The organism is Paracoccus sp. T5 (assembly GCF_048538155.2).
GTDB lineage: Bacteria > Pseudomonadota > Alphaproteobacteria > Rhodobacterales > Rhodobacteraceae > Paracoccus.
Genome location: NZ_JBLWIC020000002.1, coordinates 103,260 through 116,077 on the forward strand (window position 1 = coordinate 103,260; position 12,818 = coordinate 116,077).

Genomic DNA, 12,818 nt, shown 5'->3' on the forward strand with positions numbered 1-12,818 from the left:
CGGGGCATCGGCCCGCGGATACAGGAAAATCTTGCGTCGGGACGGGCCGGCACCAAGAATGGGCCTCGTGCCGTTGCCCCTGCAACGCCGCGCAACACGCGCGCAACCTCAGTACGGGTTCAGGCCAAGGCGCTGCATCCGCCGCAGGATGGTCGAGCGGTTGACCCCCATCCGCCGCGCCGCCTGCGCCATGTTGCCTCCGCAGGCCGCCAGCACTGCCCGAAGCTCATCCGTCGGGTCGGGCGGGGGTGCGGGGTCCAGCAGCGGCGGCGGCAGGTCGTCCAGGTCGATGGCCCGTCCCTCGGCCATCAGGGCCGCGATCTGAAGCGTCGCGGCCAGTTCGCGCAGGTTCCCCGGCCAGCGCCGGGCCCGCAGCTCGGCTCGCGCGGCAGGCGTGACGCGCAGCCGGTCGCCCCCCTGCGCGCCCAGCAGACGCAACAAGAGCCAGTCGAAATCCTGCCGCAACCGCAACGGCGGCAATTCCAGCGCCGCGCCCGCAATGCGAAAGAACAGGTCGGACCGGAACAGCCCCTGCCGCACCCGCGTGCCCATGTCGCAGCGGGTGGTGGCGATCACCCGCAGCTTGCTGTCGGCCAGCCGCCGCAGCAGCATGGCCTGCGCCTCGGCGTCCAGATCCTCGACCCCCCGCACGAACAGCGTGCCGCGCGTCGGCGCAGCCCAGTCCTGGGCCGCCAGGGCAGAGGCATCCAGGCCTGCGCAATCCAGCAGGCGAAAGGGCGGCGCATCGGGCTGGCACATATGGATCGCCCGCGCCAGCCGCTCCTTGCCGGTACCTGTCTCGCCGTAGATCAGCAGTGGCACGGTGCTGCGCGCCAGCCGCGCCGCCCGGTCCAGCAGGGCCTGCATCGCCGGGTCCGCGCCCGACAGGCTGGACAGCCCGCCCGGCCGCAGCGCCGGTCCGCGCGGCAGGCGCACGGTCTGGGGCGCAATCGCATGTCCGAACAGCGCGCGTCCGTCGCGCAGGCGGATCACCCGGTCCTCGGTCGGGCGGCCGCGCATCAGGTCGGGAAGGTCATCCACCGACAGCTCAGCCACCTGGTCCAGACGCTGACCGATCGAGGGTCCGCCTTGGCCCAAGGCGGCCTCGGCGCCGTGGGTCATGCCGATGATGCGGCCGGTCTCGTCCAGCGCGGTCGCCGCCTCGGGATCGACCTCCAGGAACTCGGGGCTGGCCGACAGGCGCAGCACCCAATCGCGCCGGGTCAACCCCATCAGGTTCGCCATCTCGACCCGGCGGGCCGAGGCGCGCACCAGGTTCATCGCCAGGTTCTGGCTGGCCTTAGGTTGGGGCGAACGCAACAGCGACAGGTCCAGCACCGCGGCCAGCTGCCCCGTGCTGTCAAAGATCGGTGCCGCGGTGCAGGACAGCGGCGTGTGGCTGAGGTCGAAATGATCGGTCTGGTGGATGGTGATCGCCTCGCCGGTCACGATGCAGGACCCGACCCCGCAGGTCCCGGCCAGCTGCTCGGACCAGTCGGAGCCCAGGTAAAGGCCGGCCGCCCGCAGGTCATCCTCGAACCGCCGGTCGCCGAAGAAGTCGACCGTCACGCCCTTGGCATCGGCCAGCAGCAGCACGTAATTCTGCCCCGCCACCTGCCGGAACAGCGCGTCCAGCCCCGACCGCGCGATCGCGATCAGCCGCTCGGACTGTTCGCGATGGCTCCGCAGCTCGGCCTCGGTGACGATATGGGCGGGCGAGGGGCGCGCGGGGTCCAGCCCATAGCTCTCGACGCAGCGCCGCCAGCTGTCGGACACCACACCGTCGCGCCCGGTCGCCTGCCCTTGCAGGACCTTGCCTATCTCCCTGACATGCTCGATGTCGCGCATCCGCGTCTCTCCCCCTCGCGAATGGCGCCATCATGCCACATCCGTCGCGGGTTGCACGCCCTGCCTTAGGTCGCAACGACGCAACCCTGCCCGGGCCGCATCCGTTGGGGCCGCAGCGGCAAGGCAGGAACGGGCATGGACACGCAGATCACCTTCTCATTGTCGGATCACCTTGGCCGCGCTGCAGTCCTGCTGGAATGGCTGGTGGTGGGGATCGAGATATTCGCCCTCGCCGTTCTGCTGCTGGGGACGCTGCGCTTTGCGGCCCGCTTCGTGTCGGGCGAGGCGCTGCGTCGGGACGCGCATGAACGGACGCATCAGCTGAACCAGGGGCGGCTGGTGCTGGGGCGGCATATCCTGGCGGGGCTGGAGGTGCTGATCGTCGCGGACCTGATCCGCACCGTCCTGCATTTCAGCTTTGCCAATATCCTGCTTTTGGGCGGGCTGGTGCTGATCCGCTCGTTCATCTCGTTCTTTCTGGAACGGGAACTGCGGGCGCTGGAGGATCGCTGAGGCTCAGCCCTGCGGCGTGATGGCCCGGCGCTGGCGGCTGCGTTCCAGCCCCAGCCTGTGTTCGCGCCAGATGATCAGGATGCCCGCCAGGATGACCATGGCAGAGCCGATCACGACCGGCGCGGTCAGCCCCTCGTCGAACACCCACCAGCCGATCGCGACCGCCAGCAGCATCGAGACATAGTCGAAGGGCGCGATGACCGAGGCATCGGCATGGCGATAGGAGGCGGTCAGCAGGATCTGCCCCAGCCCGCCCAGAAGGCCCGTCAGGACCAGCAGCATTGCGGTGCCCGCATCCGGCATGACCCAACCGAAGGGCAGCGTGGCCAGGCCCAGAAACGACGCGGTGACCGAGAACCAGAAGACGATGGCGGTCACGCGCTCTTCCTGGACAAGACGGCGGACGAAGATCTGCGCCATCGCCGCGCAGAAGGCGCCCCCCAAGGCCAGGCCCGCGCCGAGGCTGCGAGAGGGCATCGAGCCCGCCTGACCCGACAGCTGCGGCGACAGCACGACCAGGACCCCCGCCAGCCCCAGGCCGACCATGCTCATCCGGAACAGGCGCACGTTCTCGCCCAGGAACAGGCCCGCCAGGACCACCACCAGCAAGGGCGCGGCAAAGCCGATCGCGGTGACCTCGGGAAAGGGCAGCAGCGACAGCGCCCAGAAGTTCAGCCCCATCGCCATGCTGCCCAGCACGCCGCGCCACAGGTGGCCCAGGGGACGACGGCAACGCAGGCCCGCCGACAGCTCATTGCGCCAGATCAGCCAGACCAGGATCACCGGCAGCGCAAAAAAGGACCGGAAAAAGACCTGCTGCCCGGCCGGAATCGCGTCGGCACCTGCCGATGTGGCCTTGATGATCGCCGCCATCACCGTGAAGACTGTCACGCTGGCGCATTTCATCAGGATCCCCCTCAGCGGGGACAGGGCAGGGGGCATGTCATGTTCCAAACCGGTTATCGACTGCTAGCCCTGTCTTGCACATCATGCAACACGGGTCGCCTAGGGATGGGGAACATTCGCCCCGCGCGCCGGTTGGAAATGCAATGACAGCGACATCCGAAACCCTGCTGCGATCGAACGGCCCCGTCGACCCGATGCGCTGGACGGGGTGCCCGGATGCGCGGCCGGGCCTGCGCGTCGCGCTGATCTGTCCGCCGCTGCACAGCCACCTGCGGGCCTTCGAGGCGCTGGCGGCGGAACTGCAGTCGCGGGGGCATGAGGCCCTTTTTCTGACCGAGCCGGGGACCGAGGTGTCGCCCCGGTTCCGCAACCTGCGCCTGCCGGGCAATGCCGCGCCGGCCGGGGGCGGGCTCTGGTCCGACATCAGGGCGGGCGCCCGCCGGACGGACCGCCTCTGCCGCTTTGGGCAGGGGATGCTGACGCGGGCCGCGCCCGACCTGATCCTTGGCGATCAGACCGAGCCTGCCGCGGGGCTTCTCGCCGCGGCCTTGGGCCTGCCGATGCTGTCGGTCGCCTGCGCGCTGCCCTTCGACCCCGAACCCGGCGTGCCCCTGCCGTTCCTGTCCTGGCCCTACGATCCGTCCGAGCAGGGGCTGCATCGCAACGCGGCCGGCGCCAAGGTGGCCCGGCTGCTGATGTCCCCACACCGCCGGGTGATCCGCAGCTGGAGCGCGCATTGGGATCTGGGCCCGCGCGAGGATTTTGCCGATTGCCTGTCGCCGATCCTGACCCTGTCGCAGACGGTACCCGGCCTCGATTTCCCGCGCCCCGACAGCGGCAGCCGGATCGCGCATCTGGGTCCGTTCCGCGACCGCTCGGACGAGGTTTTTCCGCCGGACATCCGCCTCGATGCGGACCGGCCGTTGATCTATGTCTCGCTTGGGACGCTGCAGGGCCACCGCATGGGGCTGCTGTCGCGGATCGCGCGCGCCTGCCGCAACCTGGGCGCACAGGTGCTGGTGTCGCATGGAAATGCCCTAGACGACGGGCAGGCGGCGCGCATCCCGGCCGATTGGGTGTGCAGCTTCGTGCCTCAGTCCGCCGTGCTGAGCCGGGCCACCCTTTGCGTCACGCATGCCGGGCTGAACACGACGCTGGAATGCCTGGCGCAGGGCGTGCCGATGCTGGCCATCCCGCTGACCCATGACCAGCCGGGCGTGGCCGCACGGATCGAAGGCTGCGGCGCGGGCCTCAGCCTGGGCCGCGGCCATCGCAGCCGCCGCGGGATCGAAGCCGCCATCGGCCGCCTGTTGGCCGAGCCGCAGTTCCGGGCCTCGGCGCTGACCTTCGCCCGCGACAGCCGCAGATGGGAGGGCGCGCCCGGTGCGATAGACCGGGTCGAAGCGGTCATGGAAGTGCCAGCACAGCGCGCAGCGTTGCGATGACGAATCCGTCGCCGATCCACAAGGACAATCCCAGTTCAATCGCCGCCACAGCCGCCAGCACCAGCCACAGCGGCAGGGGGCGGGCCAGAACAGCCCCTAGCGCCGCTGCCGCGGTATCGGCCAGCGCGTTCAACCGGCTGTCGCCCCGATAGGCCAGCGGGTCGCCGGGGTCATAGCCGAAAAGGTCGATGCTGGCCGGCAGGTTCTCGACCAGTTCCCACACGGTGCTGCTGATGACCACGGTCGCCACCAGCGCCCAGAGGCTCCACCGGGGCCGCAGGCGTGTCAGCAGCAGGACCAGCAATGCGCCTGTTACCAGGTGCATCAGCGTGTAGGGGTCCAGCATGACGCGCGAATTCACCGATGGGTTGTCGGGCATCGCCCAGATCTGCCCGCAGTCACATCCCCAAGGCCGGTCCAACACGGCGAAGAATGCCAGCTTCAGCAGCGTAGCAGCGACGATCACGATGACCGCGACCCGGCGGGACATGCCTTGCGGTCTGGGGGGAGGAGGGGATGCCGATGCGGCTTCCCCGCGGCGCGGCGCGGCAAGATCGTCTTTCATGTTGTGCAATCTAGACGCAGCGGAAGAAGGTGCAAGGGGCCAACAGCGGCCTTGGCCGCGCCAAGGATCAGCCCGCCCGCGCCGGCGGAAAGCTCTTCAGCAAGGCGACCAGGTCGCGGAAGCGGTCGCCCTGGACCAGGACATGGTCGCTCATGGCCTGGGCGGCGGCGGCCTCGTCGCCGGCCCTGATGGCCGCGAAGATGCGGTGATGTTCCTGCAGCGACCGGCGGACACGGCCGTGGGCCTGCAGCTGGCGCCGGCGATAGGGCTGCAGGATGGCCTGCAGGCGCAGCGTCTCGGCCTCCAGAAAGCCGTTATGCGCGGCGCGGTAGATGGCCTGGTGGAACAGCGTGTTCTGGGCATAGTAGCCGTCGCTGTCGCCCGCCTCAGCCGCGGCCTCGCAGGCGGAGAGGCTGGTCGCGATGCGCTCCAGGTCGGCGCCGTCTGCCCGACGGCAGGCCAGGCGCGCGCAAAAGGACTCCATCTCGGCCATCAGCTCGAAACGCTCCATCAGCTGCGGGATGCCCAGCTTGGCCACGAAGGTGCCGCGCTTGGGCTGCACGATCAGCAGGCCCGACGCCTCCAGCGCCTGCAATGCCTCGCGCACCGGCGTGCGCGAGCAGCCATAGTCCTGTGCAATCCGGTCAGGGTCGATCCGGTCGCCGGGCTGCAGCTGGCCATCGACGATGGCGTTTTCCAGCGCCAGCCGGATGCGTTGCGTCGTCGGTATGCCCATCTGCGCCCTCAATACTCCGATATTTCACAGCAATTCCGACGAAATGTCTATCACCACCTGCGTTATATACAACAGCGCTGATTCAGTGTACTTCATGGGAAAGGAGGACCGCATCATGGGCAGGCAAGGACTGACATTCCTGACGGACTTCGTGCAGGCGATCACCCGCCGCACCCGCGCGGGCGAAGCCGAGACGCTGACGGCGCTGTCGCGCCCGGCGCTGGAGCGGGCGACGGTCGCCTGTTCGGTCCTGATGGGCCGCATCGGCGATGCCTCGCGCGTCGCGGTCGCCGAGCAGGCCCTGTCGGCCTATGGCGACCTGACGCCGGACGAAAAGCTGCGCTTCTTTCATGAATTGCGCGACGCCTATGGCGTCGACCCGGACCGCATCCGCGCCGCCTATGCGGCCTGGGACAGCCAGCCCGATGCCGCCGCGGTCGCCGACCTGTTCCAGGCGGTCGAGCCGGCGCGCCAGACCCTGCTGCGGCGGCTGAACCTGTCGCCCGGCGCGACGCTGCAACTGGTCCACATGCGCCAGGATCTGCTGGCGGCGATGCGGCAGGATCCCAGCCTGGCGCCCATCGACCAGGATTTCGCGCATCTTCTGGCATCCTGGTTCAACCGGGGCTTCCTGCGGATGCGGCGCATCGACTGGAACACGCCCGCGGCGATCCTGGAAAAGATCATGGCCTATGAAAGCGTCCACCGGATGGAGGGCTGGCAGGATCTCAAGCGGCGCCTGTCCGAGGCGGATCGCCGCCTGTTCGCCTTCTTCCATCCCGCCACGGGCGACGAGCCGCTGATCTTCGTCGAAGTGGCGCTGACCCGTGGCATCCCCGACGCCATCGGCCCGATCCTGACCGCGCCCGAAAGCCGCGATGCGGCACCGGCGGACACGGCGGTCTTCTATTCGATCAACAACAGCCTTGCGGGACTGAAGGGCGTCAGCTTTGGCAATTTTCTGATCAAGCAGGTCGTGGCGGAATTGTCGGCCGAACTGCCGCAGTTGAACTGCTTTGTCACCCTGTCGCCCGTTCCGGGCTTTGCCCGCTGGCTGGCGTCGCAGGATGACGACCGCGCCCGGACGCTGTCGCAGGCGCTGGCAGGGGGTGACTGGAAGACTGACGCGTCCAAGGCCGACCGGCTGCGCGCCGAGGTGCTGGCGCTGGCCGCCCGCTACATCGTCGCGGAAAAGGGCAGGGGCGGCCTGCCCGCCGATCCGGTCGCGCGCTTTCACCTGGGCAACGGCGCCAGCGCCCATCGCCTGAACTGGCCGGCCGATTTCGCGCCCTCCGCCCTCAAGGCGGCACATGGGCTGATGATCAACTATCTTTACGAACTCGACCGGATCGAGACCCGGCACGAAGCTTTCGTCCGCGACGGCACGGTCGCGCATGGCCCGCAACTGGCCGATGCGCTGGCCAGCCAAGGGTAAGGGAGGACACCAGATGCAGACCATCCATGAACAATTCGTCCAGACGGCCGAGATCATGCAGGGCAAGACCCTGTTCGAGCGACCGGGCCAGGCCGATATCAGCTTTGCCCAGATGCGCGACATGGTCGAACGCCTGGCGGGTGCCCTGACGGCGCTTGGGGTCGCGCCCGGCGACCGCGTGGCCGTGCAGGTCGAGAAGTCGCCCGAGGCGATCGCGCTCTATCTGGCGACATTGCAGGTCGGGGCGATCTTTCTGCCCTTGAACACCGCCTATACCAAGGCCGAGATCGACTATTTCGTCGGCGACGCGGCGCCGCGCCTGTTCGTCTGCGACCCTGCGCAGGCAAAGGCCCATGCCCATCGCGCCAGCGCCACCCTGGCGGTGGAAACGCTTGGCGATGCCGCCGACGGATCGCTGATGGAACGCGCGGGGCTGGCCGAACCACAGACCGACCGGCATCCCTGCGGCCCGGACGACCGGGCGGCGATCCTTTATACTTCCGGCACCACGGGCCGTTCGAAGGGCGCGGTGCTGACGCATGGCAACCTGGCCTCGAACACCGAGGCGCTGCTGGACTGCTGGCGCTTCACCGCGGATGACCGCCTGATCCATGCACTGCCGATCTTTCACACGCATGGGCTGTTCGTGGCGGCCAACATGGCCCTGGTGGCGGGCGCCACGATGGTCTTTCTGACCAGGTTCGATGCCGACGAAGCCATTGGCCTGATGGAGCGCGCGACCGTGCTGATGGGCGTGCCGACCTTCTACACCCGCCTGCTGAAATCCGGCCGCCTGGACCGCGACACGACCGGCGGGATGCGGCTGTTCGTGTCGGGATCGGCGCCCCTTCTGGCGGAGGATCACCGCGCCTTCACCGAGCGCACCGGCCACAAGATCCTGGAGCGTTACGGCATGACCGAAACCTGCATGATCGCGTCGAACCCCTATGACGGCGACCGCATCCCGGGCGCGGTCGGCATGGCCTTGCCCGGCATCCGCATCCGCATCACCGACCGCGAAAGCGGCGCCGAACTGCCGCAGGGCGAAATCGGCCTGATCGAGGTCAAGGGCCCGAACGTCTTCGAGGGCTACTGGAACATGCCGGAAAAGACGGCCTCGGAGTTCCGGCAGGATGGGTTCTTCATCACGGGGGACCTGGGGACGGTTGGGCTGGACGGCTATCTGCGCATCGTCGGGCGCGACAAGGACCTGGTCATCTCGGGGGGCTACAACGTCTATCCCAAGGAGGTCGAAGAGGCGATCGACGCCCTGCCCGGCGTGCTGGAAAGCGCCGTGATCGGGCTGCCGCATCCCGATCTGGGCGAGGCGGTGACCGCCATCGTCGTGGCAAAGTCGGCCGACCTTGACCCGGACGGCATCCGCGCCGCCCTGTCCGACAGTCTGGCGCGCTTCAAGCAGCCCAAGCGCGTGATCCTGGCCGAGGCGCTGCCGCGCAACGTCATGGGCAAGGTCCAGAAGGCTGAACTGCGCAAGGCCCATGCCGGCCTCTATGCCGGGGCAAGCGCCTGACATCCGACCGCCGGGCCGCGACGGAGGAGGTCGCGCCCGGGCTTTCGGTCCAAACCATCACGGGAGGAATATCATGATCATCTATGGAGTTGCGGCCTTGGCCGCCTGCCACTTGGCGGGCGTCATCCTGGGCGACCTGCTGGGCGTCCTGCTGGGCGTGCAGTCGAATGTCGGGGGCGTCGGCTTTGCCATGCTGCTCTTGATCGTCGTCACCGACTGGATGCGCCGCAGCGGGCGGATGCCAGAGCTCTCTGAACAGGGCATCCTGTTCTGGAGTGCGATGTACATCCCCATCGTGGTCGCCATGGCCGCGCAGCAGAACGTGGTCGCGGCGCTGGCCGGCGGGCCGCTGGCGATCCTGGTGGGCTTGGCGGCGACGGCGGCCTGCTGGGCGCTGGTCCCGGTTGTGGCGCGGATCGGCGGCCAGGATGATCCCCTGCCGCCGCTGATGGCGCAGGAGGCCTGAAAAGATGGAGATGATCATCGAGCTTCTGGCCAAGAACGGCCTGGTCTTCGCCTTCGTGGTGGTGGGCGTGGTGATGTGGCTGTCCTATCAGTTGTCGGACCGGCTGACGGCCGGGCGGCTGCACGGTTCGGCCGTGGCCATCATCCTGGGCCTGGTCCTTGCCTGGATCGGCGGCAGCCTGACGGGGGGCAGCAAGGGGATCGCCGATGTGCCGCTGTTTGCGGGCATCGGGCTGATGGGCGGTGCGATGCTGCGCGACCTGGCGATCGTCTCGACCGCCTATGGGGTCGACATGCGGGTGATGCGCAAGGCGGGTGCCGCAGGGGCCACGGCGCTGGCCCTGGGGATCGTCGTGTCCTTTGCAGTGGGCGCCGCCATCGCCGCGGCCTTCGGCTATCGCGACGCGGTCAGCATGGCCACGATCGGCGGCGGCGCGGCGACCTATATCGTCGGCCCGGTCACCGGCACGGCCCTTGGCGCCAGTTCCGAGGTGATCGCCCTGTCGGTCGCGGCGGGCCTGCTGAAGGCCGTCCTGGTGATGATCGGCACCCCCTTCGTGGCGCCGCTGATCGGGCTGAACAACGCCAAGTCGGCCATGGCCTATGGCGGGTTGATGGGCACGACCAGCGGCGTGGCCGGCGGGCTGGCCGCCACTGACAAGCGTCTGGTGCCCTATGGCGCGATGACCGCGACCTTCTACACGGGCCTCGGCTGCCTTCTGGGGCCGTCCGTCATGTACCTGGTCCTGCTGGCGGTGATGGGCGGCTAGGCGCAGGGCCTGCAGCGTCCCCCTCCGGCTCATCCCCCTGCCGGAGGCCGTAGCCTCGGCAAAACGCGGGGGCGCGAACCGGGCAGTCATGGCGTTCCTCTTTCGACAGGACAGTGGTTCCCGAGGCAGCATCACGACCCTTGGCAGTGTTGAACAATCGGCCCAATCCTGCCCAATGATCCTTGACAGGCACGCCCATGCTGCCAAACCTCGGACCAAGTCACCGTCTTCCGGCGGCCGGGTTCTGTCGAGGATGGAGAAAGCATGCAGATCGACCTGAACAGCGATCTGGGCGAAGGCTATGGCGCCTGGCGCATGGGCGATGACGCGGCGATGTTGCAGATCGTCAGTTCCGCCAACATCGCCTGCGGTTTTCACGCCGGCGATCCGCGCGGCCTGCTGGAGACCCTGCGCCAGGCCGCGCAGCAGGGCGTGGCCGTCGGCGCCCATGTCAGCTATCCCGACCGCGTGGGATTTGGCCGGCGTCACATGGAGGTGGCGCCGGACGATCTGACGGCGGATGTCATCTATCAGATCGGCGCGCTGCAGGGGTTGGCGCGGGCGGCAGGCACGCGCGTCACCTATGTCAAGCCGCATGGCGCGCTGTACAACACCATCGCCCATGACGCGGGGCAGGCCGAGGCGGTCATCGCGGGGGTGCTGGCCGTCGATCCGACCCTGGTGCTGATGGGGCTGGCAGGGGCGCCGATCCTGGATCGCGCACGGGCTGCGGGCCTCAGCGTGGCCGCCGAGACTTTCGCCGACCGCGCCTATGCCCCCGACGGCACGCTGGTCCCGCGCGGGCAGCCCGGGGCGGTCCTGCATGATGTTGATCTGGTGGCCGACCGCATGGTGCAATTGGCGTCCACCGGCATCATCCAGGCGGCCGACGGCAGCAGCCTCCAGCTGCAGGCGGACAGCATCTGCGTGCATGGCGACAGCCTGGGTGCGGTGCAGATGGCCGCGCGCATCAGGCAGGCGCTGTCGGACCGGGGCGTGTCGATCGCGCCCTTCGCACCGTGATGCGGTTTCTGCCCGTCGGGCCCCGCTGCCTGCTGGTCGAGATGCCGGATCTGGACCGGACGCTGGCGCTGTTCCGGGCGCTGGAGGACGATCCGGTGGCGGACGTCACCGACATCATCCCGGCCGCGCGCAGCCTGATGATCCGCACCGGGCCGGGCGTGGCGGCGGATGGTGCGCTGGCCCGCCAGATCCTGCAGCGGCAGCCCGCCGGAACCACGGGCCCCACACCGATCCCTGCCAAGACCATCGAGCTGCCGGTGATCTATGACGGCGAGGATCTGGACCAGGTCGCCCGCCTGATGGGCCTGAGCGTGCCCGAGGTCATCGCAGCCCATCAGGCCACCGAATGGCAGACGGCATTTTGCGGCTTTGCCCCCGGCTTTGCCTATATGACCTGCGCCGATCCCCGGTTCGACCTGCCTCGGCGCCCAGTGCCGCGCACCAGGATCCCCGCAGGCTCGGTTGCCTTGGCCGGAAGGTTCTGCGGGATCTATCCGCAGGAAAGCCCTGGTGGATGGCAGCTGATCGGATGCACCGAGGTGCCGATGTGGGATCTGGCGCGCGATCCGCCCGCGCTGCTGCGGCCGGGAACCCGCGTCCGTTTCGTCCCGGCGCAGGGGCGCATCCATCCGGCGGCGGCTGTGCCGGAACCCGCAGCCACCCTCGGGGCGCGGGGGCTGCGCGTCGTCGCGACCGCCTTTCCGATTCTGGTGCAGGATCTGGGGCGGGTGGGGCAGACGGGGCAGGGGGTCTCGCTGTCGGGTGCCCTGGATCAGGGGGCGCTGCGCCGGGCGAACCGTGCCGTCGGGAACAGGCCGGGCGAGGCGGCGTTGGAAATCACCTTGGGTCCGGTACGCCTCTTGGCGGAGCTGCCGCTGACCCTGGCGCTGGCCGGCGCGGCGCAGGCGGTCGTGGTTCATTCCGAAGGACGCGACCCTGTTGTCCCCGGCACCGCCTTCGCGCTGGATGCGGGCGACGAAATTCTAATCGACGCGCCCGCCGCCGGGATGCGCAGCTATCTGGCGCTGCGAGGCGGCTTCCAGGTCCCGCCCGTGCTGGGTTCGGCGTCAACCGACACGCTGGCCCATATCGGCCCCGCCCCCTTGGACGCTGGTTCGGTGCTGGCTCCGGCGGGCCGTCCCGCGGGCGCCGTGCATCCGCCGGAAGGCGGGCCCGATCTGCCTGCGGCTGGCGATCTGGTCACGCTGCCGGTGATCCTGGGGCCCCGTGCCGACTGGTTCAGCGACAAGATGCTGCGCCATTTCCTGGCGCAGGAGTGGCAGGTGACGGCGCAATCCTCGCGTGTCGGAATCCGGCTGGCGGGCGATCCGGTGACGCGCGACGCGGCCGAACTGCCCTCGGAGGGAACCGAGGCCGGGGCGATCCAGATCCCGCATTCCGGCCAGCCGGTTCTGTTCCTGGCCGACCATCCGCTGACCGGGGGCTATCCCGTCATCGCGACGTTGCGCCCCGAGGCGCTGGACCTGGCCGGACAGCTGCCGCCCGGTGCGCGCATCCGCTTTGCGGCCGATGCCCCCTTTGCCCCGATCGTCCCGGAGGACCGCGATGTTTCTTGACACC

The 12,818-nt window shown here is 69.1% G+C and carries 12 protein-coding genes; 8 read left to right on the forward strand and 4 right to left on the reverse strand.

What is annotated here, in order from left to right; genetic code table 11:
* Positions 1–108 precede the first annotated feature (108 nt).
* Complete coding sequence (locus tag ACNR9W_RS16155; RefSeq protein WP_419269795.1) at positions 109–1,848, reverse strand: sigma-54-dependent Fis family transcriptional regulator; 1,740 nt, start codon at positions 1,846–1,848, stop codon at positions 109–111.
* Between the two features lie 135 nt (positions 1,849–1,983).
* Here ACNR9W_RS16155 and ACNR9W_RS16160 point away from each other — a divergent pair, with 135 nt between their 5' ends.
* Complete coding sequence (locus ACNR9W_RS16160) at positions 1,984–2,361, forward strand: DUF1622 domain-containing protein (RefSeq protein ID WP_419269793.1); 378 nt, start codon at positions 1,984–1,986, stop codon at positions 2,359–2,361.
* Positions 2,362–2,364: 3 nt separating this feature from the next.
* On the opposite strand, the gene ACNR9W_RS16165 is transcribed toward ACNR9W_RS16160, so the two are convergent.
* Positions 2,365–3,267, reverse strand: coding sequence for a DMT family transporter (locus tag ACNR9W_RS16165; RefSeq protein WP_419269791.1), 903 nt, complete (start codon positions 3,265–3,267; stop codon positions 2,365–2,367).
* 143 nt (positions 3,268–3,410) lie between these two features.
* Between ACNR9W_RS16165 and ACNR9W_RS16170 the strand changes: the two genes are divergently transcribed.
* A complete protein-coding gene (locus ACNR9W_RS16170; protein WP_419269789.1) occupies positions 3,411–4,712 on the forward strand; it encodes a glycosyltransferase in 1,302 nt (433 codons plus the stop codon).
* Here ACNR9W_RS16170 and ACNR9W_RS16175 read toward each other — a convergent pair.
* Positions 4,675–5,202 carry a DUF2585 family protein gene (locus ACNR9W_RS16175; RefSeq protein ID WP_419269788.1) on the reverse strand — a complete coding sequence of 176 codons (528 nt, stop codon included), beginning with the start codon at positions 5,200–5,202 and terminating at the stop codon, positions 4,675–4,677. The genes ACNR9W_RS16170 and ACNR9W_RS16175 overlap by 38 nt on opposite strands.
* A gap of 142 nt (positions 5,203–5,344) precedes the next feature.
* Positions 5,345–6,013 (reverse strand): GntR family transcriptional regulator, encoded by a 669-nt coding sequence (locus tag ACNR9W_RS16180; RefSeq protein ID WP_419269786.1) that lies wholly within the window; start codon positions 6,011–6,013, stop codon positions 5,345–5,347.
* A gap of 115 nt (positions 6,014–6,128) precedes the next feature.
* Here ACNR9W_RS16180 and ACNR9W_RS16185 point away from each other — a divergent pair, with 115 nt between their 5' ends.
* The 6 genes from ACNR9W_RS16185 (at position 6,129) to ACNR9W_RS16210 (ending at position 12,814) form a co-directional block, all read left to right on the forward strand.
* The gene (locus ACNR9W_RS16185) at positions 6,129–7,448 is read left to right on the forward strand and encodes a malonyl-CoA decarboxylase domain-containing protein (protein ID WP_419269785.1); all 1,320 of its coding nucleotides are present in this window, start codon (positions 6,129–6,131) and stop codon (positions 7,446–7,448) included.
* A 55-nt stretch (positions 7,449–7,503) separates the two neighbouring features.
* Positions 7,504–8,979 carry a malonate--CoA ligase gene (locus ACNR9W_RS16190; RefSeq protein ID WP_458478819.1) on the forward strand — a complete coding sequence of 492 codons (1,476 nt, stop codon included), beginning with the start codon at positions 7,504–7,506 and terminating at the stop codon, positions 8,977–8,979.
* A gap of 73 nt (positions 8,980–9,052) precedes the next feature.
* Positions 9,053–9,445, forward strand: coding sequence for a malonate transporter subunit MadL (gene madL, locus ACNR9W_RS16195; RefSeq protein WP_419269782.1), 393 nt, complete (start codon positions 9,053–9,055; stop codon positions 9,443–9,445).
* Between the two features lie 4 nt (positions 9,446–9,449).
* On the forward strand, positions 9,450–10,214 hold the full coding sequence (madM, locus tag ACNR9W_RS16200) for a malonate transporter subunit MadM (RefSeq protein WP_419269780.1): 765 nt from the start codon (positions 9,450–9,452) through the stop codon (positions 10,212–10,214).
* A gap of 264 nt (positions 10,215–10,478) precedes the next feature.
* Positions 10,479–11,237: a LamB/YcsF family protein gene (locus tag ACNR9W_RS16205; protein WP_419269778.1), complete on the forward strand. Its 759-nt coding sequence runs from the start codon at positions 10,479–10,481 to the stop codon at positions 11,235–11,237.
* Positions 11,237–12,814 (forward strand): 5-oxoprolinase subunit B/C family protein, encoded by a 1,578-nt coding sequence (locus tag ACNR9W_RS16210; RefSeq protein WP_419269777.1) that lies wholly within the window; start codon positions 11,237–11,239, stop codon positions 12,812–12,814. The genes ACNR9W_RS16205 and ACNR9W_RS16210 overlap by 1 nt, the downstream gene beginning before the upstream one ends.
* Positions 12,815–12,818: the final 4 nt, after the last annotated feature.

Bases quoted from the DNA above. Each gene is read 5' to 3' on its own strand.
- ACNR9W_RS16170 (WP_419269789.1), top strand. From the start codon at position 3,411: ATGACAGCGACATCCGAAACCCTGCTGCGATCGAACGGCCCCGTCGAC.
- ACNR9W_RS16160 (WP_419269793.1), top strand. From the start codon at position 1,984: ATGGACACGCAGATCACCTTCTCATTGTCGGATCACCTTGGCCGCGCT.
- ACNR9W_RS16165 (WP_419269791.1), bottom strand. From the start codon at position 3,267: ATGAAATGCGCCAGCGTGACAGTCTTCACGGTGATGGCGGCGATCATC.
- madL (WP_419269782.1), top strand. From the start codon at position 9,053: ATGATCATCTATGGAGTTGCGGCCTTGGCCGCCTGCCACTTGGCGGGC.
- ACNR9W_RS16205 (WP_419269778.1), top strand. From the start codon at position 10,479: ATGCAGATCGACCTGAACAGCGATCTGGGCGAAGGCTATGGCGCCTGG.
- ACNR9W_RS16175 (WP_419269788.1), bottom strand. From the start codon at position 5,202: ATGTCCCGCCGGGTCGCGGTCATCGTGATCGTCGCTGCTACGCTGCTG.
- madM (WP_419269780.1), top strand. From the start codon at position 9,450: ATGGAGATGATCATCGAGCTTCTGGCCAAGAACGGCCTGGTCTTCGCC.
- ACNR9W_RS16180 (WP_419269786.1), bottom strand. From the start codon at position 6,013: ATGGGCATACCGACGACGCAACGCATCCGGCTGGCGCTGGAAAACGCC.
- ACNR9W_RS16185 (WP_419269785.1), top strand. From the start codon at position 6,129: ATGGGCAGGCAAGGACTGACATTCCTGACGGACTTCGTGCAGGCGATC.
- ACNR9W_RS16155 (WP_419269795.1), bottom strand. From the start codon at position 1,848: ATGCGCGACATCGAGCATGTCAGGGAGATAGGCAAGGTCCTGCAAGGG.
- ACNR9W_RS16210 (WP_419269777.1), top strand. From the start codon at position 11,237: ATGCGGTTTCTGCCCGTCGGGCCCCGCTGCCTGCTGGTCGAGATGCCG.
- ACNR9W_RS16190 (WP_458478819.1), top strand. From the start codon at position 7,504: ATGCAGGGCAAGACCCTGTTCGAGCGACCGGGCCAGGCCGATATCAGC.